Genomic DNA, 23,891 nt, shown 5'->3' on the forward strand with positions numbered 1-23,891 from the left:
CCTGGCAGCAATGACGCAACGATCTGGACGGGATTCCGATGCGCTACCTGGTACGCGACCGCATGTTGGCCTTCCACGAGGAAGCCTGGATCGAGACCGAACACCGGGAGAAGGTCTTCAAGGTCAACCGGAAGCTGTTCCGGCTGCGGCGCACCTTCGACTTCGTGGACACCCAGGGCAACCATGTGGCCAGCATCGTCAGGAAGGCGCTCACCTTCCACCACACCATCCTGATCAAGCGGAACGGCGAGCTGGAGGCCCGGTTCAGCAAGCGGGTGTTCAAACTCTTCGGCGATCGCTTCAAGGTCACCCTGCGGGACGGGCAGCAACTGCGGATAAACGGCAACTTCTGGGACCGTGAGTTCGACATCCAGCAGGACGGCACCACGCTGGCGCATGTCTCCCGGCGCTGGTTCAGCATCCGGGACGCCTACGCGGTCGACGTGCTGAGCGACCAGGACGCGACCCTGCTGATCATCCTTGCGGTCTGCGTGGACCACACGCTTCAGGACATGAAGGGCGAGAAGTTCACCAACCTCTGATATCGGGCAATCGCTTGACTTCGGTTCCGAACGCCAAATCCTGTCCCCGCCTCGAATGCCACGACTACGGCCGGAACCGTGCACCCGGCTGAGCGGCAGCCCACCTCACCAGCAGGGCTGGTCCAGTCCATTGACGGCGCCGCTCGGCCGCAGTACGGTCCTGCGGACCAGTGACGGTTAGGAGTCTTTCCTAACAGATTCCGTGACATCCCGACCGGGAGGATTGTCATGTTCAGACACCCTCGTCTCACCGCCGCCGTGGCGGCATCAGCCCTGTTACCGTCCGCCCTGATCGCGCTCCTGGCACCCGCCGCGCACGCCGCCGGTGCCTTCCCCTCGCGCTACGCGGCACCGTATCTGCAGATCAGCGGCGGTGACGCCAGCGACATGGCCGCGGACATGCGCGCCAGCGGTGACAAGTACTACTCGCTGGCCTTCCTGATACCGAAGTCGGGCTGTACGCCGAAGTGGGAGGACGACAACTCCTCGGTGGGCGCTTTCCGTTCACAGATCAACGCCCTGAAGTCGGCGGGCGGTGACGTCATCCTCTCGTTCGGCGGCGAGTCCGGAGGCGAGCTGGCCCAGACCTGTACCTCTGTCTCCGCGCTGACGGCCGCCTATGCCAACGTCGTGCACACCTACGGGGTCACCCGGCTCGACTTCGACATCGAGGGCAGCGTGCTGGACGACACCTCCGCCAACTCCCGCCGCGACAAGGCGCTTGCCGCGCTCCAGGCGCAGAACCCCGGTGTCCAGATCGACTTCACGGTGCCGGTGGACCCGGGCGGCATGGAGTCGAACGCCACGACCATGCTCGCCGATGCACGGAGCAAGGGCGTCAAGGTGAACCTCGTCAACATCATGACGATGGACTTCGGAGACGGTCAGAACGCTCTCGCGGACGCCGAATCCGCGGCGGACGGCTCCGCCCCGCAGCTGGCCCACGTCTTCGGCGTCTCCTCCGGCCAGGCCTGGGGGATGCTGGGCCTGACGCCCATCGCGGGCCGGAATGACGACAACGAGGACTTCACCCAGTCGAACGCCGGCACGCTGGAGCGCTTCGCGGCCTCCAAGGGCGTGCAGGAGCTCTCCTTCTGGGAGGTCGACGGCTACGACAAAGCCTCCGGCTACGCCTACTCCAAGATCTTCAACAAGATCTGAAGTCTTGCCGGCCCGGTGCCGGAATCCGGTGGTGGCGTCGGCGGCGCCAGCAGCCGGTCAGTGGTCGCGGTGGTGCTGGGCGGGCTGGAAGAGCTCGACGAGATTCCCCGCAGGATCCTTGACCAGGACCTGGCGGCCGCCCGGGCCCGTGACGATCTCGTTGCGGAATGGAACTCCGGCTGCGCGCAGCCGGGCCACCTCCGCATCGAGATCGTCGACGGTGAGGTAGATCCGGTTCCATCCGCCCGGGCTCGGGGTGGCGCCGTCGGGCATGGGACGTGCGCCGGAGCTCGTCGGGCCCGAGAGCAGCAGCCTCAGGTGACCGCGGACCACGTCGGCAAAGGCGGGCGCAGCGCTGCGGCGCAGCGTGAATCCGAGGTGCGCGGTGTAGAAGTCCACGGCGGCTTCCACGTCGTCGACGATGTACCGGATGTTGGCCAGGTCTTCCTGCTCGGTCATGAGTGCACCTCCAAGCCTGAATCCCAGGAGCCACATCATTCACGGTACATCGGTCCCGCCCGGGCCCGGACGGCAGCGGTGACGGCCGGCCGCGTCAGACGGCGGCGTCAGACGGCTGTGGCGGCCTTGTCGAGGGGGGCGGTGTTGACGTGGGCGTTCCTGCCGCGGACGGTGGTGAACTTCAAGCCGTTGGCGAGGCACTCCTTGTGGGCTTCGCAGGGTTCGGTCAGGATCTCGTCCGGGTCCTCCCAGAGGATGTCCCAGATCTTGGCGTGATGGACCATGTCCGCGTGGTTGCCCCGGTGCTCGTAGCGCACACGTTTGGGGTCGCCCGCCTGCCCGTGCGGAAGGGGGCAGACGACGAACAGCTCCTTGCGTGCCGCCCCGTCCTCTTCCTCCGGCGGCACCGGTTGCGCTGGTTGCGCTGGTTGCCCGTTCGCGGCCAGCTGTCCGGCCCTGTTCCGTGCGACGGGCCTCTTCGACGTCGTGGCGGGTTCGGTGGGCAGGTCCTGGCCCCTGGTGTACAGCTCCGCGAATGACTCCAGGCTCACATCGCAGCGCCCGCACACGTCGATCCGGCGCTGCGGTCCGTCCAGGGCGATGATCCGGGTGCGCACCGCGGGTACGTTCGGCATGCCGAGCATGTCGCACCAGTCGCACACCAAGCTGATGGTCTGCGCCATCACCGGGCCTTCCTCGACGAGACACGGGCCGCCGCCCTGATCTCCTGGGCCTCCATGGTGTGCTGGATGCTGGCCAGGCGCAGCACTCCCCTGGCGTCACCGGAGATGCGTCCCTGGCCTGGCGGCATCTGGTAGCCCTCCGGGTACTCGTAGGAGTTGCTGACGATGCGGCCATAACTGTCAAGAACCTGATGGCGCTTGGCGGTGCAGCGCCTGCAGGCCAGGGTGCGGTCGAAGCCGCCCTCCTCGTTCAGACTCGCCTTGTGCGGGCCCCAGTTGTGGCCGAGTTCCCGGCACTGCAGCCACTTCGCCGGCAGGTCCGCGGCATAGCTGCGCACATTTTCTATATCGGCAAACTGCGTTGTCGCTTCCATGGCCCGACAGGGTAGACCACGCTGGTTGAAGCGGTAACGCCCCGTCCGGGTCATGGTGGACGAACACCCACGGCAAACCACCCAGGACGACATCGATGTCGGTTACCGCAATCGCCGGAGAACGGATATGTCCTATGCTCCCGGCACGTTATGAACGGCCCCGATGAACACCTGCCGCGCGCACTCCGGATGGCCGGACCCGATGGCCGGACCCGATGGCCGAACGCCGGTGCCTGAATCCCGGCGCCCGAACGCCGATGCCCGAGCGGACGGCACTGCCTCGCCGGGTGCTTCGTCGACGGTGCTCCTTGCCCGTCATGGCTCACCCGCACCGGCTCGCCCGTACTGCCTCTCCCGTTCCCCGTCCGGTGTGCCCGTCTCACCCCGCACGGCCCTGGCCTGGACCGTCCGGACCTGCCCGGGCCGGCCGGAGGTGACGATACTGGGAGATGAGGGCACCACCACCGCCGCTTGAGGAGGCGGGTTTGCGTGATCACACGAGTGCGGATGCCGTACCGGCATCTGACGCCGCCTGCCAAGTCGGGGCCCCCGCGTGAGCCGCCCAGACCGCCGAGCGGGCCGGCCCAGCCGCGCGGCGGGCGGTGGATCGTGCTGTGGATCCTGGCCGCGATGGCGATCGTCCTGCTGCTCGCACGGGCACCGTCCGCACCGCACACGACACCGCTTTCCTACAGCGACTTCGTCGGCAAGGTCGGCGCCGGCCAGGTGCAGATGGTGGACATCAACGACAAGGGGTCGGTCAGCGGCACCCTCAGGGACGGCACGAAATTCACCACCCAGATCCCGACCGCGCTGGGCACCGGGGCCCAGCTGCAGCAGCAGCTGACCTCGCACCACGTGCAGATCACCGCGAGCCAGAGCAGCGGCGGCTCCTCCCTGCTGACGGTCGTCCTGTCCTTCCTGCCGTTCCTGCTCCTGATCGGCTTCTTCCTGTGGATGGGGCGCCGGGCCGCCGGTGCGATGACGGGCGGGCTGAGCGCCATCGGCCGCTCGCGAGCGAAGATCATCGAGGCGGAGCGGCCGACCACCCGGTTCGACGACGTCGCCGGGTACGACGGGGTCAAGCAGGAGATCAGCGAGGTCGTCGATTTCCTGCGCAACCCCGCCCGCTACACCGCCGCCGGCGCCAAGGGCCCACGCGGCGTGATCATGGTCGGGCCGCCCGGCACCGGAAAGACGCTCTTCGCCCGCGCCGTGGCAGGCGAGGCCGACGTGCCGTTCCTGTCGGTGACCGGCTCCGCGTTCGTCGAGATGTTCGTCGGCGTCGGCGCCTCCCGGGTCCGCGACCTGTTCGAGGAGGCCCGCAAACGCGCCCCCTCCATCATCTTCATCGACGAGCTCGACGCCGTCGGGTCGCGTCGCAGCGGCGGGCAGCGGCTGGGCGGCAACGACGAGCGCGAGCAGACCCTCAACCAACTCCTCGCCGAGATGGACGGCTTCGACCAGTCCAGTGGCATCGTCGTCCTGGCCGCCACCAACCGCCCCGAAGCCCTCGACCCGGCCCTGCTCCGCCCCGGGCGCTTCGACCGTCAGGTCACCGTGCCGCTGCCCAACCAGGCCGAGCGGGCCGCGATCCTCGCCGTCCACGCCCGCGGCAAGACCCTCGCCGACGACGTCGACCTCGACGCCGTCGCCCGCGCCACCCCCGGCTTCTCCGGCGCCGACCTGGCCAATCTGATCAACGAGGGCGCCATCAACGCCGTACGCGACAACCGCACCCGGATCCGGCGGAACGACCTGGAGGCCGCCCGCGACCGGGTCCTGCTCGGCCGCAGGGAGAGCTCCAACGCCCTGCTGCCCGAGGAACGCCGCTCGGTCGCCGTCCATGAATCCGGCCACGCACTCGTCGCGGCGCTGTGCGAGCACGCCGACCCGGTCGCCAAGGTCACCATCCTGCCCGCCGGTGTCACCCTCGGCGTCACCGAGCAACTCCCGGAAGCAGAACGCCACCTGTACAGCGAGGCCTACCTCACCGACCTGCTCGCGGTACGGCTCGGCGGCCGGGCCGCAGAACTCCTCGTCTTCGGCGAGGGGTCGACCGGCGCCGCCAACGACCTGGCCGGCGCTACGCAGATCGCCACCCGCATGGTCCGCGAGTTCGGCCTCTCCCCCGAACTCGGCCCGATCGGCTACGCCTCCCCGCAACCGCACTACCTCGGCGAGACCGGCGAAGAGCTCACACGGCCCCCGTACTCGGAACAGACCCAGCGCGTCGTCGACCAGGAGGTCGCCCGCCTGCTGCGCCAGGCCGAGCAACGCGCCGTGGCCCTGCTCCGCGAGCACCGCCCCGCCCTGGACCGGCTCGCCGACCTCCTGATCGCCCACGAGACCGTCGACGGATCGGTCGTACTCGACGTCCTGCGCCAGGAACCCGCAGGAGGTCACGTGGGACAGCCTGAGTCGGCGATCACGTAGTAGCCCGGTGAGGTCTCCTCGAGAGTGTGGGTGACGTACGTGTTGTACAGGCCCATGTCCTGGCGGGAGCCGTCCGCATAGACCTCCCCGAGGTTGTTCGTGGCACGGCCCGCGGCGACCTGGTTGTAGTTGTCGTCGGTGAAGCACTGCGGCATGTAGCCCGTGGTGGTCGCGCTGACGGCCGCCGACGGCGTGCCCACGGCGCCGGAGGAGTCGACGGCCGCGACGGTGTAGCTGTACGTGGTGCCGCTCGCCAGGCCCGTGTCGGTGTACGAGGTCGAGGTGGTCGAGCCCGCCTCGGTGCCGTTGCGGCGGACGTCGTAGGAGGCGGCGCCGGAGACCGCGTTCCACGAGAGCGAGGCAGAGGTGCCGGTGGTCCCGGTGGCGATGACACCGGTGGGCGCGGGCAGGGTGCCGCTGCCGCCCGAGGAGCCGGTCAGCCCCCAGAACTGGGCGGTGTAGTAGCTGGAGCAGATGTAGTTCAGGTAGTACGTGCCGGTACTGCCGCACTGATCGGTGGCGGAGCCGGGATTGACGGCGAGGCCGTGTCCCATTCCGGAGATCGAGTACGTCTCCACGGCAGGTTTGCCGAAGGAGTCGTTGTAGACCGACTCGGTGGTGCCGCCGGGCAGCGACTGGGTGCTCGAGGGTGTCTGGCTGATGCCCCAGACGTTGGTCCACCCGTCCATGTTGTAGGTCAGCTCAGCGGGGTTGACGGTGGTGTCGGAACTGCCCTGCCAGATCGCCACGCGCGGCCACGGCCCGGTGTACCCCGGGTCGGAGTTGCGGATGAGGTCGCCCCACTGCTGCACGGTGTTGTTGGTGGTCCCGGAGGTGCAGTTGGTGTTGGTGATGCCGCTGGTGGAGCACTGTGCGGCGGGCCCGGAGTCGACCGATCCTCCGGCGAAGACGTCCGGGTAGTCGGCGAGCATGTCGGCCGTCATCCCCGCGCCCGCCGACAGTCCGGTGATATAGATCCGGCTCGGGTTGACGTGGTAGTTACTCTCGGCGTACTGGACCATCTGATAGATCGACAGGGCTTCGCCCTGGCCACGGCCGTCGTCGGATGGCGTGCCCCAGTCGAAGCAGTTGAGGATCGGGTTGCTGGTGGACGGCTGCTCCGCGAACACCACCGCGAAGCCGTACATGTCCGCATACTTGGGCCAGCCGGAGTTGGTGTAGTAGTCGTTCGCCGACTGGGTGCAGCCGTGCAGCGCCACCACCAGCGGCGCATTGGTGGGCAGGTTGGCCGGCAGGTAGCTGTACATGTTGAGATTGCCGGGGTTGGAGCCGAAGCCGGTCACCTGCGTCAGTCCTGCGGCAGACGCGGTCGGTGACCCCACGGTGAGAACTCCGGCGAGGAGTGCGAGCACTCCTGTGACGGTGGCGATCCACCGCCGGCGTTGCGGCGATGTCGGCAGAAGGGACATGGCTGGCTCCCGGGTGGGTGGGACGTGGACGTGGACGTCGCGTCTGTAGCGTGGGACCCACCCGGGCGGCTGGGCATGTGCCCGTCATCCAGTTTTTACCAGTCCGTCATAGGGCGAGCCGCCATGGCGGCGTCAGGCCATCAGGTCAGACGGCGCCGGATCCACCAGCCGCAGAACCCCGCCAGGAGAACGGCGAGTCCCAGTCACCGGGAGATGGATATGCCGGACGCGCCCGGGGTGCGGCCGGCGCGGCAGCCGCCCTCGCACCGAGCGACCGACACCGCCGCAACCGCCCCGAGCGGTCAGGCCGCCGTCTTTGCGCCCGGAGGGCGCGAGACGACAGCCGCACCCGGTGATGCACGATGCCGCCCCGCGGCGCGCCCGCGCACACCCCTCGCCCCCGAACGCTCACCCCTTGAGCCTGGCCACCGGCGGCCTCGGGGAGCAGCGCACGGCTGGCGAACACGACGCCCGGCACCCGCATACCGCCGTGCTGGGGGATCCGGAACCTGAACGGCGTTTCCTCGACGATCTCCGGGCCCGCCGACGGGGTCGGCTGATGGCCCTTGTCCATCACGCGCATCACGACCGCCTCCTTCGCGCGTGCCTCCGACGGTTTGCGTTCGACCGCTCACACGTCCAAGGTCACCGAGCAGCTCCATCCATCGGTGCCGTGGGCGAATGAAAGGCCGTGGAGTGTCACCGCCTTCGGTGCCGCCCCCGTGACCGGGAGCGAGAGGGCATCGGCCATGTGGAATACGGCCCTCAGACCGCCAAGCAACGGGGCGAGCTCGACGTCGACGGGTATCTCGTCGGCGACATCGAGGCGGTAGACGACCTCGTCGAGCAGCGCCACGAGCAGGTCCTCGTCGCGTTCCCCGCCGAGCACGACCTCGTGTCTGCGCAGCGCCTGCGCGTCGGTGGTGTCGACGAACGCGTCGACGACGCCGTGCACCGCCTGGGCCATGCACTCCTCACGGGTCGGGGGCCCATGCCTCGACCCGCAGGTCCGCGGTGTGCGGTACGCCGCGGTGACCGGCCGGTGAAGCGGTACGTGCCGGTCCCGTCGCCACCATCGCCAACCGCCTCCTCCTACCCCCGGTCCTGGTGCCCCCGTCTCCATCGTCGCGCCGATGGGCCCGATGCGGACGGTTCCGCTGTGTCGTCGGGCGTCTACACACCGCGTTCACGACGCCAACACCTTCGACGGCACGTCTTCATAGACGGCGCACCTTCATAAAAGCGACAAAGCGGCCGTATGGTGGCGAAAAGGTGCCGCGCACCTCCAGCACTGGGGGAGGCTCCCATGGCCGGCCCGAAGGGCTTTCTCACCACACCACGCCATTCCTGCGACCGCCGCCCCGTGCACGAGCGGGTGCAGGACTGGAACGAGGTCTACGACGGCCAGAGCTTGCTGCCGATCATCAACGCGCAGGCAGGGCGCTGCATGGACTGCGGCATCCCCTTCTGCCACAGCAGCTGTCCGCTGGGAAACCTGATTCCTGAATGGAACACGCTGGTCTCGCGGGACGCCTGGGACGTGGCGAGCGAACGGCTGCACGCCACCAACAACTTCCCCGAGTTCACCGGCCGCCTCTGCCCCGCACCGTGCGAGAGCGGCTGCGTGCTCGCCATCAACGCGGACCCCGTGACGATCAAGGACATCGAGATGTCCATCGCCGACCGCGCGTGGCAGCACGGGCGCGTCCAACCCCTGCCTCCGCAGCGGCTCTCCGGCAAGACGGTCGCGATCGTCGGCTCGGGGCCGGCCGGCCTGGCGTGCGCACAGCAGCTCACCCGCGCCGGCCACACGGTCGCGGTCTACGAGCGCGAGGACCGCATCGGCGGCCTCCTGCGCTACGGCATCCCCGAGTTCAAGATGGAGAAGCACCATCTCGACCGCCGTCTCGATCAGATGCGCGCCGAAGGGACCAAGTTCCGTACGAATGTGGCCGTCGGCACCGATGTCGACGCCGCCGAGCTGAAAGCACGCTACGACGCACTGGTGATCGCGGTGGGGGCGCACGCCTGGCGTGATCTTCCGCTGCCGGGGCGGGAGCTGGCCGGAATACATCAGGCGATGGTGTATCTGCCGCTGGCCAACCGGGTACAGGAAGGCGATCTGCCCGAGTCGCCGGTGACCGCCGAGGGCAAGCACGTCGTCATCATCGGAGGCGGGGACACCGCCGCCGACTGCCTGGGCACCGTGCTGCGCCAACGGGCCGCCTCCGTAGTCCAATTGGACATCAACCCCCGGCCGGGCGACGAGCGCTCCCCCTATGAGCCGTGGCCCGTCCATCCGCGCATCCACCGGGTGTCGCCCGCGCACGAGGAGGGCCGGGAGCTCGCCCGCCGGGCCGGCAGCGAGGCCGTCGCCGGCCTTCCGCTGCCGGAGGACGACGAGGACGTACGGGTCTTCTCCGCCTCCACCGTGCGCTTCGAAGGCGACGCGGACGGGCATGTCCGGGCGCTTCATCTCGCCGAGGCCGAACCGGGGACGCGGCGGCCCGTGCCCGGCACCGAACGGTGCATCCCGGCGGATCTGGTACTGCTCGCCCTCGGGTTCTCCGGGCCCGAGCGCGACAGCGGCATCGTCGACCAGCTCGGCCTCCACTTCGACGGGCGCGGTGCCTTCGCACGAGACGAGAACTACGCCACCGGCACACCGGGTATCTTCGTGGCGGGTGACGCGGGGCGCGGCCAGTCACTGATCGTCTGGGCGATCGCGGAGGGCCGCTCCGCCGCGGCCGCGGTCGACCGCTATCTGACCGGATCGACGGAGCTGCCCGCCCCGGTCAGCCCCACCGACCGTCCGCTGACGGCCTGACACCACCGCGCAGGCATGGACGGACGCCGCTGATCCGACGAAGATCGGGGGAACGTGAGCGGCGGGACGAGAGGCAAGGCAGACGATGAGCGAGGCGGAGCCGCCCAGGGACTGGGCGGCCTTCCAGTACGAGATCTACCTGAACGGCATGACGGGTGCCGTGCCGCGGCTGCCCACCGATCTGACGCTGCTGGAAGAGGTGACCGAGCAGCGGCTCGGGACGGGTCCCGTCGGCTATGTGGCGGGCAGTGCGGGCAACGGCCGCACGGCGCACGCCAACCGGGCGGCACTCGACCGTCTCCGGATCGTCCCGCGCGTGCTGCGGGACATCAGTAAGCGTGACCTGTCGGTCGAGGTGCTGGGCGCGCGGCTGCCGGCGCCGTTCGCGCTCGCCCCGGTCGGAGTGCTGTCGATCATGCATCCGGGGGCCGAGCCGGCAGCGGCTCGGGCCGCCGCCGCGCAGGGCGTGCCGTTCATCCTCTCGTCGGCATCGAGCACACCGATGGAGAAGGTCGCCGAGGCCATGGGCGACTCCGAGCGCTGGTTCCAGCTCTACTGGCCGAAGGACCGCGATGTGACGCTCAGTTTCCTGAGCAGGGCCAAGAAATGCGGCTTCAGCGCGCTCTTCGTCACCCTCGACACCCCGCTGCTCGCCTGGCGTCCGCGCGACCTCGACCAGGCCTACCTGCCCTTCCTGCACGGCGTCGGCACCGCTAACTATTTCACCGACCCGGCGTTCCAGGCCGGACTCGCCAAGCCGGTGCATGAGGACCTCAACGCGGCCGTTCTGCACTGGGTGCAGATGTTCTCCGACCCTTCGAAGACCTGGCCGGACCTGGCGTTCCTGCGCGAGAACTGGGACGGGCCGATCGTGCTCAAGGGCATCCAGCATCCCGACGACGCGCGCAGGGCGGCAGACTTCGGTGTGGACGGGATCGTGGTCTCCAACCACGGCGGGCGGCAGGTGAACGGCGCGATCGGCTCCGCCGACGCGCTGCCCGGTGTCGTCGAAGCCGTCGGCGACCGTCTTACCGTGCTCTTCGACAGCGGCATCCGCACGGGCGACGACATCTTCAAGGCGCTCGCGCTCGGCGCCCGAGCGGTGCTGCTCGGCCGCCCCTACGCGTACGGGCTCGGGCTCGACGGGCAGGCGGGCGTCGAGCATGTGATCCGCTGCCTGCTCGCGGAGTTCGACCTCACCCTCGCGCTCTCCGGCCACAGCACGCCCGGGGAACTCACCCCCGACGCCCTCGCCCCGATCTAAGCAATCGACATATAAGGACGAATAACGGTATGGCCCTCAAAAACGTTCTCGCCGTCGTCTCTCCGCACGTCGGCGGCCGGGGTGCGGGCGCCGCGCTGGCCGGGATCTTCGCCGATCAGGCGCGCGTGACCGTCGTCGAGTCGTCCGACGAGGATCCGGGTGCACTGCACGACGCCCACGTGATCATCACGGGGCTGGGCCCCGTCACCAGCGAGCACATCGGCGCCGCCCCGGATCTGCAGCTGATCCAGTGCGCCAGCCACGGCTTCGACTACGTCAACGTCGACGCCGCGCGCGAACGGGGGATTCCCGTCTGCTCCATCGGTTCCAGCGGCGCAGAGAAGCAGAACGTCGCCGAGCAGACCTTCGCCCTGATGCTGGCGCTGGCGAAGCAACTGATCCCGGCGCACACCGCCCTCGTCGACGCCGACTGGGCACTGCCACGCCTGCAGCAGTCGATCACCGAGCTGTCCGGCAAGACGCTCGGCATCATCGGCCTCGGCCACATCGGCGAGGAGGTGGCCCGGCGCGCGGCCGCCTTCGACATGAACGTGGTGTATGCGGCACCGCGCCCCGCGCCACCCGAGGTCGAGCAGCGACTGAGCGCCCGGCGCGTGGAGTTGACGGAGCTGCTTCGCACCGCCGACTACGTCTCCTTGCACGCGCCGCTCAACGACGCGACCCGGCATCTGCTCGACGCCGAGCGGCTTGCCCTGCTCAAGCCCACCGCGTTCGTCATCAACACCGCCCGTGGCGCCCTCATCGACCAGGACGCGCTCGCCGATGCGCTCGCGGCGGGCACCATCGCCGGGGCCGGCATCGATGTCTTCGATCCCGAACCGCCCACGGCGGCACTGCGGTTGCTGCGCGCCCCGAACGTGGTGTTGTCGCCGCACGTCGCCGGGGTGACGAGGGAGACGCTGGTGCGCATCGCCCTGGCGGCCGTGCAGAACGTCGCCGACTTCCTGGAGGGCAAGCCGCCGCGCGATGTCGTCGCCTAGCCGGTTTAGCAGGTGGGGAGGCCGGGGACTGGGACATCGTTGGCGCCGCCCCTGATGTAGACATCGCTCACGTAGACGTTGGTGTGGTGGTCGTCGTCGGTCTTCGCCCACCAGATGTTGGTCCACTGGCCGTAGGTCTCCCGGTAGCCCAGCGACCCGACCGGTTGGCCGCTCTGTGTCAGATTCGAGGTCGATCCGTCCCCTGGATCCTCCATCGTCGCGACGCCGAAGTCGGTGAGCACCACCCGGCCTCCGCGCTCCAGCAGCACGTTGCCGGGCTTCACATCACGGTGCAGGACGCCCACCGCATGCGCCGCGCCGAGCGCGTCGGCCACCTTCGCGCCGATCGCGGCGGCCTCGCAAGGACGTCGCCGCACCGCAGTTCGGCGCCGTCGCCGAGAACGCCACGCTGCTCGGCGGCGTCACGACGTACCGTATGCCGGACAGCCGCCGCAGGGAGTTCACCGGGCTCACGCGCTTTCCCGGGGGCCTGGTGGCGGCCGGTGACGCCGTCGCGTCCTTCAAACCGATCTACGGTCAGGGGATGACGGCGGCAGTTCTGCATGTTCGTGCCTGTCGGCGTATCTGCGCTCCGGCGCATCGCCGCACGAGCCCGCGTGGGAGTACTTCCGGCGGGTGCGGGTCGTCGACGCCGCATGGCAGCTGTCCCTAAGAATGTGCTCAGCATGCGCGCCCACCCGCGCACCCTTACGCGGCACGCCGCCGACGCGCCACGGCTGACCGAAAAGAGCGGTCACGACGGGGTTCCACCGGCAGCAGGCTTGGGACGAACGGCACCGCACGGGGGCCGACGGGGGCCGGTGAAAGCCGGGAAGGTGTGCATGATGCTCTATCAGAGGTGTCCCGACGGGACCTGGGAGACAGCCCGGACCCTGCCGCAGCCGCGGCTGCGGCAGGGCGTGATCTCCTATCGCGGTTTGCGGTTGGAACTCGGGCGGCCACGGCGCCGGTTGGAGGCGCCGATCGGAGCGGTGGCGCTGTGGCTGGGTTTCGGCCGGCGGGTGCGGGTGACGCGGTCGGCCGGGCCCTCCGCCTGGTTCGACTGCTGCCTCGCCGGGCTGCAGACCCGTGCGTCGCTCGGCGAGCACGACGGGCGTCTGGAGGGGGTCGAGGTGATGCTCGCCCCCTGGGCGGCCTTCGCGCTCTTCGGCATCCCCATGCACGAGTTGTCGGAACGGGCCGTGGATCCGCACGAGGTGATGGGACGGCGCATCGACGCTCTCGTCGATGCCCTCGCGACGGCGGCGGGCTGGGCCACGCGTTTCGCGCTGCTCGACGCCGCACTGGAGCGCTGGACGGCCGAGGGACCGGTGGTCTCCGCACCCGTCGTACGCGCCTGGAGCAAGCTCGCCCGTACCGGCGGCGCGCTGCCCATCGCACGTCTCGCCGCCGATGTGGGGTGGGGCGAACGGCAGTTGGAGAACCGCTTCCGGGACCAGATCGGGCTGCGCCCGAAGGCCGCGGCCCGGGTGGTGCGCCTGCAGCGCGCGATGAAGCTGCTGGATGCCGGGCGCCCGCCCGCACAGGTCGCGGGCGTGTGCGGCTTCTACGACCAGGCGCACTTCAGTGGCGAGTTCAAGGCAATGACGGGCCGCACCCCATCGGAGTTCACCTCCGAGCGGAACGGGATGGACAGCATGAAGGCGGGCCGGCCGATGGTGGACCGGCTCAGCGGCGCGGTCACCAGCGTGCTGCTGTCCGAAGCTCCCGGAGCACGGATTCACGAGTGCGGATTCATGAGTGCGGATTCTTCCAAGACCGGGGCGCTCTTGTCGTGACATCGTTGCTTCGAAGCAAGCGTCCGATGGTTCTGGGGGGAGGACCAGCGACGCCGTGCGCGCGAGGTGTGCGGCGGCCGTGGGGCACGGGAGAACTCATGGCTGCCTGCGATCCCGGACCCTGATCGCCGCCTCGGCCGCGACGTGTGCTTCATCCGGGACGCTCCGCGCTCCCGGCACCGCGCGGCGCCGCGGATCCACGCTCCGGTGGTCCGCGGGGCCGCGTTCCCCCCGTACGCGATATGCGACCGGCATATTTCATCCGCGACGGGAGAGCCATGAAACCCATGAACACGTACCAGCGCATACTCGTGCCCGCGGCCGCCGCCGCGCTCCTGGCCGGGGGCGGCGCGCTCGCCGCCCCCGCCTCCGCCACGGCAGCGGCACCACGGACACCCGTGGCACATGTCACACATGCGACACCGACGACGGTGTACGTCTACGCGACCGACGTCCACCTGCGCGAGTGGCCGAACACGCAGTCCGTCATCCTCGCCACCGTCTCGCACATCCATCTCTCCGACTGGTGTCAGACCGACAAGAACACCACGCCCGTCGCCGACCCGAGCGGCGGCACCAACCCGTGGTGGAGCAAGGTCACGCTGACCACAGGCAGCGACGACGCGTGGGTGAGCAACGTCTTCCTGCAGGGCGGCAGGAAGATCGCCGGCGTCCCGGACTGCTGAGCCGCCCACCGCCGTACCGCGCGCGCCGAGCGGCGTGCGCGGTACGGCGGCCTCATCTGCTGTACCTACCGGTATGTACGATGGCGGCATGGATACCGCGGAACGGCTGATCGAGAGCACCCGGGAGCTCCTGTGGGAGCGCGGATACGTCGGCACCAGCCCACGGGCGATCCTGCAGCGCGCAGGCGCCGGGCAAGGCAGCATGTACCACCACTTCAGCGGCAAGGAGGACCTTGCGCTCGCAGCCGTGCGCCGCACTATCGACCAGATGCGCGCCACGGCCGACGTCCTGCTCTCCGCTCCCGGCGCAGCGCCCGAGCGCATCACGTCGTACCTGCGGCGCGAGCGCGACGTGCTGCGCGGCTGCCCCGTCGGCCGACTGACCATGGACCCGGAGATCATCGCAAACTCGCGGCTTCGCCAGCCCGTTGACGAGCTCTTCGGCTGGCTGCGGCGGCGGCTCGCCGACGTGGTCGCGGAGGGGCAGGCGCGCGCCGAACTCGATCCCGGCCTCGATCCGGAGGCGACCGCCGCGGCCGTCGCCGCGACGCTGCAGGGCGGTTACGTCCTGGCCAGGGCCGCCGGCTCGCCCGAACCGTTCGACCACGCCGTCGACGGCATCCTCGCCCTCCTCACCTGCCCGGCCACCTGAGGGAGTTCACGCTCCATGTACACCATGCAGTACCAGATCGCCCTGCCCGCCGACTACGACATGGGGATCATCCGTCACCGGGTCGCGGCGCGCGGCGGCCTGACCGACGGCTTCTCCGGCCTCGGGATCAAGGCCTACCTTGTCCGCGACCGCGCATCGGGATCGCCCGTCAACGAATACGCACCGTTCTACATCTGGCACGACGTCTCCGGCATGAGCCGGTTCCTGTGGGGCAGGGCCGGATTCCACGGCATCGTGAGCGATTTCGGGCGCCCGGCGGTGCGGCACTGGACCGGCGCCGGGTTCACTTCGGGACCGTCCGTGCGGACGACTCCGCGCGCCGCCACGCGCCGCACCTGGCGCCTTCCGGCGGACGCCGACCCCGCCGAGGTCGTCGAGCGCGAACTCGGCGAGCTGCGGCTGCACGCCATCGCGCCCGGCGCGCACTCGGTTTCACTCGCCGTCGATCCGCACCGGTGGGAGCTGGTCCGCTTCACGCTCTGGGAACAGGCCACCGCCGCCCGGGCCGAGCAGGACGGCGAGCGGGACGGGGAAGAGGACGTCGTCCGGTACCAGGTGCTCCACCTGAGCTCCCCGCACCTGGACGACCTTCTCACCCTCGACACTAATGTCACCGTTACGCCGGGTCTGCGTCACAAGTGATCCACAAGCCCTTTCGGTGCGCGGGCGTTCTCGTTGTCCGGACACAGGGTGGCTGATCACCAGTCACCGCCTTGTGGGCCTTGTGGAAGAGGTACGAGATGCCCGATTGCTCGCTGTGGTCGTACGCCGAGATCGCCGCGCACATCAAGGTGCGCACCGACACTGTCCGTTCCTACCGAAAACACGGCCTGCTGCCCACGCCGGATGTCGTGGAGGGCGGCAAACCGTTCTGGTATGCGGACACCATCCGCCTATGGAGCTCACGCCGGCCGGGCAACCGCGGACGGCGTGACCTCGACCGGTGACGGATCACGAGGGCGGTCGGCGGTGCGGCGACGCCGACGCTGTGGCGCCGCTGCCATGCCGCGGACACGCCGAGCCGCCCGGGGTCGCAGGCGCCATACCCCTGGGGGGTATAATCGCCGTACTCGGAGCCGACGAGGCACCGCACCACCGGAGGGAACCATGACCGACAACACCGCCACCGCCCCCGGCAATGCCACCACCGTGGTTTACGCCGTCTCCGGCATGAGCTGCGGGCACTGCGAGAAGGCCGTGGGCGCCGAGCTCACCGCACTGCCGGGCGTGATCGACGTCCGGGCCGACGCCGCCTCCGGCCGCGTAGCCGTGAGCTCCGTCGAGCCGCTGGACGACGACGTGGTGCGCGCCGCCGTCGACGAGGCGGGTTACAAGCTCGTCGGCCGCGCCTGACCGCCCTCGCAGTCTCAGCGGCCCAGCAGCTCGCCGCCGTTGCACTGCAGGATCTCGCCGGTGATGAATCCCGCCTCGGGCGAGGCGAGGAAGACCACCGCCGTGGCGACATCCCCGGGACGTCCCACCCGGCCGATGAGGGTGCGGCCGGCCCGGCGCGTCAGCTCCGCTTCGTTGAGGCGGCCGCCGAAGAACTCGGTGCCGGCGACCGTGCCCGGCGCGACCACGTTGCATGTGATGCCCTGGGGGCCCAGCTGGGCGGCGAGCGAGTGGTTCCAGGCGTGCAGCGCGGCCTTGGAGGCACCGTACGAGCCGCCGCCGCGCAGCGCGGCGAGCGAGGTCACCGTGATCACCCGGCCCCCGTCCGGGGTGAGCCGGTCGCGTACGGACTCGGTGAGCAGGACGGCCGTCAGCACATTGCGCTCGAAGTCGCCGCGCCAGCGGGCCAGCACGCCGTGCGGCCCGGCCCCGACGGCGAGTTCGCGGCTGCCCGCATTGTTGACGAGGACGTCGATACGGTCGGGCAGACGGTCGAGCGCGGCCTCGACGTCGTCGGGATCGGCGAGGTCGCAGGCGATCGGCGTCACGTCGAGACCGTGGGCCGCGCTCAGCTCGGCAGCCGCCTTCCGCAGCACCTCGCGGCGCCGCCCGACGATCACCACATGATCACCGGATCCGGCGAAACGATCGGCGATCGCCCGCCCGATGCCTGTACCGCCTCCGGTGACCACGACGGTGCGGCCTCGCGGCGCCACCGTCCCGCCCTCGACATCGCCGCCCTGTCCGTGCCCGATCTCTGCCATACGCTCCGCCCACCCCGACACACCGGTTCTGACTGGGCGTTTAACGCTACGGGATGGCGCATTCACTACCCCGACCAGGGGTGGGCCGCGATCAAGGAGACCCAGATCACACGATCGGGAACGTAACCATCGGCCCCTGTTGTTGGTCTAGGTATCGAACACCGGGCTCCCGGCGGACCTGGTGTGGCGATGGGCGGGCCGTCTTGGGGGACGGTCTGTCGCGCGGCCGGGGCGAAGTACCCGGGGAGCTTTGAGCGGCCCTCCCGGACCGTTTCGTCCCGGCAAGACGCCGTCGGCGCACAAGCGCCCGGTACGGACCCGTGGGGGGATCCGCTTCCGGGAGGACAGGCGCCCCGCGACCGGACCCGTGGGGGGATCCGGTGCGGGGCGTCCTGGCTATGCCGGGCGGGCGCTATGTCAGCGGCTCTCCACCGGGACGTAGTCGCGCAGCTCAACGCCGGTGTAGATCTGGCGGGGGCGGCCGATGCGGGAGCCCGGCTCCTTGATCATCTCGTGCCACTGGGCGATCCAGCCAGGCAGCCGGCCCAGCGCGAACAGCACCGTGAACATGGTGGTCGGGAAGCCCATGGCCCGGTAGATCAGGCCGGTGTAGAAGTCCACGTTCGGGTAGAGGTTGCGCGAGACGAAGTAGTCGTCGCTGAGGGCGTGTTCTTCCAGCTTCAGGGCGATGTCGAGGAGTTCGTCGGACTTGCCGAGCGCGGAGAGCACGTCGTGCGCCGCCGCCTTGATGATCTTCGCGCGGGGGTCGAAGCTCTTGTAGACGCGGTGCCCGAAGCCCATCAGGCGCACGCCGTCTTCCTTGTTCTTCACCTTGCGGATGAAGGAGTCGACGTCGCCGCCGCTCGCCTGGATGCTCTCCAGCATCTCCAGCACGGCCTGGTTGGCGCCGCCGTGCAGGGGACCCCACAGCGCGTTGATCCCGGCCGAGATGGAGGCGAAGAGGTTCGCCTGCGAGGAGCCGACGAGGCGCACCGTGGAGGTGGAGCAGTTCTGCTCGTGGTCGGCATGGAGGATCAGCAGCTTGTCGAGGGCGCTGACCACGACAGGGTCGAGCTCGTACTCCTGGGCCGGTACGGCGAAGGTCATCCGCAGGAAGTTCTCGACGTAGCCGAGGTCGTTGCGCGGATAGACGAACGGGTGGCCGACGGACTTCTTGTAGGCGTACGCGGCGATCGTGGGGAGCTTGGCGAGCAGACGGATCGTCGAGAGGTAGCGCTGCTCCTCGTCGAACGGGTTGTGGCTGTCCTGGTAGAACGTCGACAGCGCGCTGACCACGGAGGACAGGATCGCCATCGGATGCGCGTCGCGCGGGAAGCCGTCGTAGAAGCGTTTGACGTCCTCGTGCAACAGGGTGTGCTGTGTGATGTCGCCCTTGAAGGCGCTGAGCTCGTCGACGGTCGGCAGTTCACCGTTGATGAGCAGGTAGGCCGTCTCGAGGAACGTCCCGCGCTCTGCGATCTGCTCGATGGGGTATCCGCGGTAGCGGAGTATCCCACGCTCACCGTCGAGGTACGTGATCGCGGACTTGTACGCCGCGGTGTTCCCGTAACCGCTGTCCAGGGTGACCAGCCCGGTCTGGGCACGCAGCTTGCCGATGTCGAAGCCCTTGTCACCGACGGTGCTCTCGACCACCGGGTAGCTGTACTCGTCGTCCCCGTACCGCAGTACTACAGAGTTGTCGCTCACGTCATCCCTCACCGACGTTGTGCCTCTTCTTCGAGGTGCCCTGACTGCTTCTACCTTCCCCCATTTGCCGCACACACGTGCACCCGGGGTCACCCAGACGGCCAGGAATGGCACGCAGTGCCCATCTTCTCTCCCGGATGGCCGGTTCCACACCCTGGTGACTCGCCCGCGGCCTCAGTCACGTATGGCACCCATGAGCCGGTGATCCAGAGCCGTGAAGCGTCTGCCTGCCGAAACAGTCCGCACCGCCTGCCCCAGCGCCCGCTTCGACCCCACCAGGACGACCAGGCGTTTCGCCCGCGTCACGGCGGTGTAGAGCAGATTTCGCTGAAGCATCATCCAGGCGCCCGTGGTGACCGGAATCACCACCGCCGGATACTCGCTGCCCTGGGAGCGGTGGATGGTCACCGCGTAGGCGTGCGCCAGCTCGTCCAGTTCGTCGAAGTCGTAGCCGACCTCCTCGTCCTCGTCGGTCAGTACGGTCAGCCGCTGCTCCTCGCTGTTCAGTGAGGTCACGACGCCGACCGTGCCATTGAAGACGCCATTCACTCCCTTTTCGTAATTGTTTCTGATTTGCGTGACTTTGTCGCCGACGCGGAAGATCCGGCCGCCGAAACGGCGCTCCGGCAGATCGGGGCGTCCGGGGGTGATCGCCTGCTGCAGCAGGCCGTTGAGTGTCCCGGCTCCGGCCGGCCCCCTGTGCATCGGCGCCAGCACCTGCACGTCCCGCCGCGGATCGAGGCCGAAGCGCGCGGGAACGCGACGGGATGCCACATCCACCGTCAGCCGCCCCGCCTCCTCCGTGTCGTCCTCGGTGAAGAGGAAGAAGTCCGGCAGCCCCTGGGTGATCGGCGGAACGCCCGAGTTGATCCGGTGAGCATTGGTCACCACACCGGACTGCTGCGCCTGGCGGAAGATCCTTGTCAGCCGCACCGCGGGCACCGGACTGCCCTCCGCGAGCAGATCCCGCAGCACCTCGCCTGCACCCACGCTCGGCAACTGGTCGACGTCGCCCACAAACAGCAGGTGTGCCCCGGGCGGCACCGCCTTGACCAGCTTGTTCGCCAGAATCAGATCGAGCATGGAGGCCTCGTCGACCACCACGAGATCCGCGTCGAGCGGCCGCTCCTTGTCATACGCGGCATCCCCGCCCGGTTTCAGCTCCAGCAGCCGGTGCACGGTGGAGGCCTCGGCGCCGGTCAGCTCCGCCAGGCGCTTGGCGGCCCGTCCGGTCGGCGCGGCCAGCACCACCTTGGCGCGCTTGGCCTGCGCCAGCGTCACCACCGACTTCACCGTGAACGACTTGCCGCAGCCGGGCCCGCCTGTGAGCACCGCGACCTTCTCGGTGAGGGCGAGCCTCACCGCCTGCTCCTGCTCGGGCGCCAGGTCGGCCCCCGTACGGTCCTTCAGCCAGGCCAGCGCCTTGTCCCAGGCCACGTCATGGAAGGCCGGCATCCGGTCCTCCGGCCCCCTCAGCAGTCGTATCACCTGGGCCGCGAGCGACAGCTCGGCACGGTGGAACGGCACAAGGTAGACCGCCGAGAGCGGCTCGCCGCCCTCCGCGTCCGGCACCCGCTCCCGCACCACGCCTTCCTCGGCCACCAGCTCCGCCAGGCAGTCGATCACCAGCCCGGTGTCGACCTGGAGCAGCTTGACGGCGTCGGCGATCAGCCGCTCCTCCGGCAGGAAGCAGTTCCCGTTGTCGGTGGCCTGGGAGAGCGCGTACTGCAGACCCGCCTTGGCCCGCTCCGGGCTGTCGAACGGGATGCCGACGGCCTGGGCGATCCGGTCGGCCGTCAGAAAGCCGATCCCCCACACATCCGCCGCCAGCCGGTACGGCTCGTTCTTCACCACCGAGATCGAGGCGTCCCCGTACTGCTTGTAGATCCGCACCGCGATCGAGGTCGAGACGCCGACGCCCTGGAGGAAGACCATCACCTCCTTGATCGCCTTCTGCTCCTCCCACGCGGCGGCGATCTTCTTCGTGCGTTTGGGGCCCAGACCCGGCACCTCGATGAGGCGTTCCGGCTCCATCTCGATGATCTCCAGGGTGCCGGTGCCGAAGTGCTCGACGATCCGCTCGGCGATCTTCGGGCCCACGCCTTTGATCAGGCCGGAGCCGAGATAGCGCCGAATCCCCTGAATGGTGGCCGGCAGCACCGTCGTGTAGTTCTCCACCGTGAACTGCTTGCCGTACTGGGGATGGGAGCCCCAACGGCCCTCCATGCGCAGCGACTCACCGGGCTGGGCGCCCAGCAGCGCCCCGACCACCGTCAGCAGATCGCCCGAGCCACGACCGGTGTCGACACGGGCGACCGTGTAGCCGTTCTCCTCGTTGGCATACGTGATCCGCTCCAGGACGCCTTCGAGGACGGCGAGCCTGACCTGCTGCTCCCCCGGGGAACGCCCCCCGGCACCCCGGACCCCCATGGCCAGGCCTCCCTCCGCACCACGTTCCGCAATAGCCGCACCGACCGCGATGTGATCGACGGTACCGCCCCTCACCGACAGCGCATCAGGCTGTGGATAACCTGCCTGTGGACAACTCACCGAAGGAAGTCACCGGATGCACCGCTACGACCTGCTGGTCGTCGGATCCGCCAACGCCGACCTGGTGATCCGCGTCGACCACCGGCCGGCCGCCGGCGAGACAGTCCTCGGCTCCGACCTGGCCACCCACCCCGGCGGCAAGGGCGCCAACCAGGCGGTCGCCGCCGCCCGGCTCGGCGCCCGCACTGCGCTGCTCGCCCGCGTCGGCGACGATCCGTACGGCCGGCTCCTCCTCGACACCCAGCGCGCCTCGGGCGTCGACACCGATGCCGTCCTCACCGACGACGGGCCCACCGGCGTCGCGCTGATCACCGTGGATCGGTCCGGCGAGAACAGCATCGTGGTCTCCCCCGGCGCCAACGCCCAGCTCTCTGCCCGTGACGTGCGCGCCGCCGAGCCGCTGCTCGCCGCCGCGAAGGTGGTGTCAGTGCAGCTGGAGATCCCGCTGGACACGGTCGCCGCGGCGGTGCGCACCGCGGCCGCCGCCGGTACCCGCGTGGTGCTGAACCCCTCGCCGCCCGCCTCGCTGCCCGCCGATGTCCTCGTGGCCTGCGACCCGCTGGTGGCCAATGAGCACGAGGCGAAGCTACTGCTGCGCCGGCTGCCGGACGGCCCGCCCGGCGCCCCCGAGAGTTGGGCCGAGGGCCTGCTTGCACTGGGCCCTCGGTCGGTTGTGGTGACCCTGGGCGCCGCAGGCGCGCTCGCCGCCGACCGTACCGGCATGGTCCGCGTCCCCGGAGTGCCGGTCGAGGCGGTCGACACCACGGGCGCCGGCGACGCGTTCACCGGCGCCCTCGCCTGGCGGCTCGGCGCGGGAGACGACCTCGAGGCCGCCGTGCGGTACGCCGTACGGGTGGGTGCCGCCGCCGTCACCAGGGCAGGAGCCCAGGAGTCGTACCCGACGGCGGCGGAAGTGACCGGGCGGTAGCGTCGTCCTCCTTTTGGACGAAACCCGTCTGGCCATTCTTTTGAGGGCCTGACCTGGGAACTCGACGTAGCGTCGAAGACGACCGGTGCGCGGCCCCGATGACGTGGCCCGCCCGGCGCCCCCGACGACCACCGACGACCCAGCGGCTCGGGGCGCCGCCCGTGGACGGACGGGCGGCGTCCCGCCCAGGAGGCCCACTATGACCCGCACCCTCCCGCGCAGGGACGGAGCCCGCCCTCTGCGGCCCCTGCTGATCGCACCGCTCGCCGCGCTGCTCCTCGCCGCGCTCACCGCCCTCACTGCCTGTTCGGGCGTCATCTCGTCGCCGTCGTCGAAGCGGTCGGCCCCCTCCACGTCGGCGTCCAGTTCCTCCGGCGGCGACATATCAACCGACGACGGCGACTCCTCCATATCCCCCGCACGGGTGACCATCGCGTCCGTCGGCGTCGACAGCCCCCTGATGCAGCTCGGCCTGAACAGCGACAGCACCGTCGAAGTCCCGCCCGCCGACAAGGGCATGACGGCCGGCTGGTACGCCGGAAGCGCCGTCCCCGGGCAACCAGGCCCGTCCGTGATCATCGGCCACAACGACACCCGCTACGGCAGGGCCGTCTTCCACGACCTGCGCACCGTCAAGCCCGGCGCCGACGTGGCGATCCGTCTGTCGGACGGCAGGACCGTGCACTACACCGTCACCAGCCTCCAGCGCGTCAGCAAGAGCGCCTTCCCGACCGAACAGGTCTACGGGCCGGCTTCCGGCCACGTCCTGCGCCTGATCACCTGTGACGGCGTCCTCGACGCGAACGGGCACCCCGTGGACAACCTGATCGTCTACGGAGTACAGCGCTGATCCGTACGAAGGGGATCGTCGGTGCGACGGGCGGTCTCGGCGGCTTCGTCCCGCCATTGGTGACGGGGGCGATCTACGGCAGCAGACACTCGCACGCGATCGGCTTCATATTGCTGTCCGACCCCGCCCTTGCGGGGGGTGTCCACACCTGGACGCGGATAACGGAGCGCGGGCGGGGCGCAGGGACGGCCGGCGGTCTCGGGTGCGTCGCCGGCGCGAACGAGGCAGCAGCGGTAACGAACGGGAGCGGCGAGGGGGCCCGGCCGTTGCCGGGCCCCCTCATATCCCCCCTGCCCCCTCCGGTTCCCCGAGCCCCCCTTGGGAACCTGATGCCGAGTACGACACCGTACGCGGCCGGATGGTTG

At 69.7% G+C, this 23,891-nt stretch carries 22 protein-coding genes and 2 pseudogenes; 15 read left to right on the forward strand and 9 right to left on the reverse strand.

Annotated features, from left to right (window positions below; genetic code table 11):
* The first annotated feature begins 38 nt into the window (after nucleotides 1-38).
* Both NGB36_RS20040 and NGB36_RS20045 read left to right on the forward strand, forming a co-directional pair.
* The gene (locus NGB36_RS20040) at nucleotides 39-542 is read left to right on the forward strand and encodes an LURP-one-related/scramblase family protein (RefSeq protein ID WP_255921724.1); all 504 of its coding nucleotides are present in this window, start codon (nucleotides 39-41) and stop codon (nucleotides 540-542) included.
* A gap of 228 nt (nucleotides 543-770) precedes the next feature.
* Nucleotides 771-1,703 (forward strand): glycoside hydrolase family 18 protein, encoded by a 933-nt coding sequence (locus NGB36_RS20045; protein WP_255921725.1) that lies wholly within the window; start codon nucleotides 771-773, stop codon nucleotides 1,701-1,703.
* 57 nt (nucleotides 1,704-1,760) lie between these two features.
* Here NGB36_RS20045 and NGB36_RS20050 read toward each other — a convergent pair whose 3' ends face one another.
* The 3 genes from NGB36_RS20050 to NGB36_RS20060 all read right to left on the reverse strand — a co-directional run bounded on the left by NGB36_RS20050 (nucleotide 1,761) and on the right by NGB36_RS20060 (nucleotide 3,219).
* The gene (locus tag NGB36_RS20050; protein WP_255921726.1) at nucleotides 1,761-2,162 is read right to left on the reverse strand and encodes a VOC family protein; all 402 of its coding nucleotides are present in this window, start codon (nucleotides 2,160-2,162) and stop codon (nucleotides 1,761-1,763) included.
* Between the two features lie 107 nt (nucleotides 2,163-2,269).
* Nucleotides 2,270-2,845, reverse strand: coding sequence for a hypothetical protein (locus NGB36_RS20055; protein ID WP_255921727.1), 576 nt, complete (start codon nucleotides 2,843-2,845; stop codon nucleotides 2,270-2,272).
* Nucleotides 2,845-3,219, reverse strand: coding sequence for a hypothetical protein (locus NGB36_RS20060; protein ID WP_255921728.1), 375 nt, complete (start codon nucleotides 3,217-3,219; stop codon nucleotides 2,845-2,847). Before NGB36_RS20060 ends, NGB36_RS20055 begins: the two co-directional genes overlap by 1 nt.
* 489 nt (nucleotides 3,220-3,708) lie before the next feature.
* Here NGB36_RS20060 and ftsH point away from each other — a divergent pair, with 489 nt between their 5' ends.
* Nucleotides 3,709-5,655 carry an ATP-dependent zinc metalloprotease FtsH gene (gene ftsH, locus NGB36_RS20065; RefSeq protein WP_255921729.1) on the forward strand — a complete coding sequence of 649 codons (1,947 nt, stop codon included), beginning with the start codon at nucleotides 3,709-3,711 and terminating at the stop codon, nucleotides 5,653-5,655.
* On the opposite strand, the gene NGB36_RS20070 is transcribed toward ftsH, so the two are convergent.
* Both NGB36_RS20070 and NGB36_RS20075 read right to left on the reverse strand, forming a co-directional pair.
* Complete coding sequence (locus NGB36_RS20070; RefSeq protein ID WP_255921730.1) at nucleotides 5,622-7,085, reverse strand: extracellular catalytic domain type 1 short-chain-length polyhydroxyalkanoate depolymerase; 1,464 nt, start codon at nucleotides 7,083-7,085, stop codon at nucleotides 5,622-5,624. The genes ftsH and NGB36_RS20070 overlap by 34 nt on opposite strands.
* Before the next feature lie 631 nt (nucleotides 7,086-7,716).
* Entirely contained in the window at nucleotides 7,717-8,052 is a 336-nt protein-coding gene (locus NGB36_RS20075) for an archease (RefSeq protein WP_255921731.1), read from the reverse strand.
* A gap of 339 nt (nucleotides 8,053-8,391) precedes the next feature.
* Here NGB36_RS20075 and NGB36_RS20080 point away from each other — a divergent pair, with 339 nt between their 5' ends.
* The 3 genes from NGB36_RS20080 to NGB36_RS20090 all read left to right on the forward strand — a co-directional run bounded on the left by NGB36_RS20080 (nucleotide 8,392) and on the right by NGB36_RS20090 (nucleotide 12,177).
* Entirely contained in the window at nucleotides 8,392-9,912 is a 1,521-nt protein-coding gene (locus NGB36_RS20080; RefSeq protein WP_255921732.1) for a glutamate synthase subunit beta, read from the forward strand.
* 85 nt (nucleotides 9,913-9,997) lie between these two features.
* Nucleotides 9,998-11,176, forward strand: a complete 1,179-nt coding sequence (locus NGB36_RS20085) for a lactate 2-monooxygenase (RefSeq protein WP_255921733.1) — start codon at nucleotides 9,998-10,000, stop codon at nucleotides 11,174-11,176.
* Nucleotides 11,177-11,205: 29 nt separating this feature from the next.
* Nucleotides 11,206-12,177: a 2-hydroxyacid dehydrogenase gene (locus tag NGB36_RS20090; protein WP_255921734.1), complete on the forward strand. Its 972-nt coding sequence runs from the start codon at nucleotides 11,206-11,208 to the stop codon at nucleotides 12,175-12,177.
* Nucleotides 12,178-12,320: 143 nt separating this feature from the next.
* On the opposite strand, the pseudogene NGB36_RS33195 reads toward NGB36_RS20090, so the two are convergent.
* Nucleotides 12,321-12,542 (reverse strand): annotated as a pseudogene (locus NGB36_RS33195) (protein kinase domain-containing protein); the annotation flags it as partial.
* 477 nt (nucleotides 12,543-13,019) lie between these two features.
* Here NGB36_RS33195 and NGB36_RS20100 point away from each other — a divergent pair.
* The 6 genes from NGB36_RS20100 (at nucleotide 13,020) to NGB36_RS20125 (ending at nucleotide 16,688) form a co-directional block, all read left to right on the forward strand.
* On the forward strand, nucleotides 13,020-13,976 hold the full coding sequence (locus NGB36_RS20100; protein WP_308288887.1) for a helix-turn-helix domain-containing protein: 957 nt from the start codon (nucleotides 13,020-13,022) through the stop codon (nucleotides 13,974-13,976).
* A gap of 278 nt (nucleotides 13,977-14,254) precedes the next feature.
* Entirely contained in the window at nucleotides 14,255-14,662 is a 408-nt protein-coding gene (locus NGB36_RS20105; RefSeq protein WP_255921736.1) for a peptidase M23, read from the forward strand.
* 88 nt (nucleotides 14,663-14,750) lie between these two features.
* Entirely contained in the window at nucleotides 14,751-15,314 is a 564-nt protein-coding gene (locus tag NGB36_RS20110) for a TetR/AcrR family transcriptional regulator (RefSeq protein ID WP_255921737.1), read from the forward strand.
* A 15-nt stretch (nucleotides 15,315-15,329) separates the two neighbouring features.
* On the forward strand, nucleotides 15,330-15,977 hold the full coding sequence (locus NGB36_RS20115) for a DUF4865 family protein (protein ID WP_255921738.1): 648 nt from the start codon (nucleotides 15,330-15,332) through the stop codon (nucleotides 15,975-15,977).
* A 98-nt stretch (nucleotides 15,978-16,075) separates the two neighbouring features.
* Entirely contained in the window at nucleotides 16,076-16,282 is a 207-nt protein-coding gene (locus tag NGB36_RS20120) for a MarR family transcriptional regulator (RefSeq protein WP_255921739.1), read from the forward strand.
* Nucleotides 16,283-16,442: 160 nt separating this feature from the next.
* Nucleotides 16,443-16,688, forward strand: a complete 246-nt coding sequence (locus tag NGB36_RS20125; RefSeq protein WP_255921740.1) for a heavy-metal-associated domain-containing protein — start codon at nucleotides 16,443-16,445, stop codon at nucleotides 16,686-16,688.
* A 14-nt stretch (nucleotides 16,689-16,702) separates the two neighbouring features.
* Here NGB36_RS20125 and NGB36_RS20130 read toward each other — a convergent pair whose 3' ends face one another.
* From NGB36_RS20130 to recD2, 3 genes are all read right to left on the reverse strand, one after another.
* Nucleotides 16,703-17,491: an SDR family NAD(P)-dependent oxidoreductase gene (locus NGB36_RS20130; protein ID WP_255921741.1), complete on the reverse strand. Its 789-nt coding sequence runs from the start codon at nucleotides 17,489-17,491 to the stop codon at nucleotides 16,703-16,705.
* 417 nt (nucleotides 17,492-17,908) lie between these two features.
* Nucleotides 17,909-19,198 carry a citrate synthase gene (locus NGB36_RS20135; protein ID WP_255921742.1) on the reverse strand — a complete coding sequence of 430 codons (1,290 nt, stop codon included), beginning with the start codon at nucleotides 19,196-19,198 and terminating at the stop codon, nucleotides 17,909-17,911.
* Nucleotides 19,199-19,372: 174 nt separating this feature from the next.
* The gene (gene recD2, locus NGB36_RS20140) at nucleotides 19,373-21,628 is read right to left on the reverse strand and encodes an SF1B family DNA helicase RecD2 (RefSeq protein ID WP_255921743.1); all 2,256 of its coding nucleotides are present in this window, start codon (nucleotides 21,626-21,628) and stop codon (nucleotides 19,373-19,375) included.
* 136 nt (nucleotides 21,629-21,764) lie between these two features.
* Here recD2 and rbsK point away from each other — a divergent pair, with 136 nt between their 5' ends.
* The 3 genes and pseudogenes from rbsK to NGB36_RS20155 form a co-directional block, all read left to right on the forward strand.
* Nucleotides 21,765-22,676, forward strand: a complete 912-nt coding sequence (gene rbsK, locus NGB36_RS20145) for a ribokinase (protein WP_255921744.1) — start codon at nucleotides 21,765-21,767, stop codon at nucleotides 22,674-22,676.
* A gap of 199 nt (nucleotides 22,677-22,875) precedes the next feature.
* Nucleotides 22,876-23,526, forward strand: a complete 651-nt coding sequence (locus NGB36_RS20150) for a class F sortase (protein WP_255921745.1) — start codon at nucleotides 22,876-22,878, stop codon at nucleotides 23,524-23,526.
* An 11-nt stretch (nucleotides 23,527-23,537) separates the two neighbouring features.
* Nucleotides 23,538-23,687: pseudogene (locus NGB36_RS20155) on the forward strand (MFS transporter); the annotation flags it as partial.
* Nucleotides 23,688-23,891: the final 204 nt, after the last annotated feature.

The sequence above is a fragment of the Streptomyces humicola genome (assembly GCF_024436035.1).
GTDB classification, from domain to species: domain Bacteria; phylum Actinomycetota; class Actinomycetes; order Streptomycetales; family Streptomycetaceae; genus Streptantibioticus_B; species Streptantibioticus_B humicola.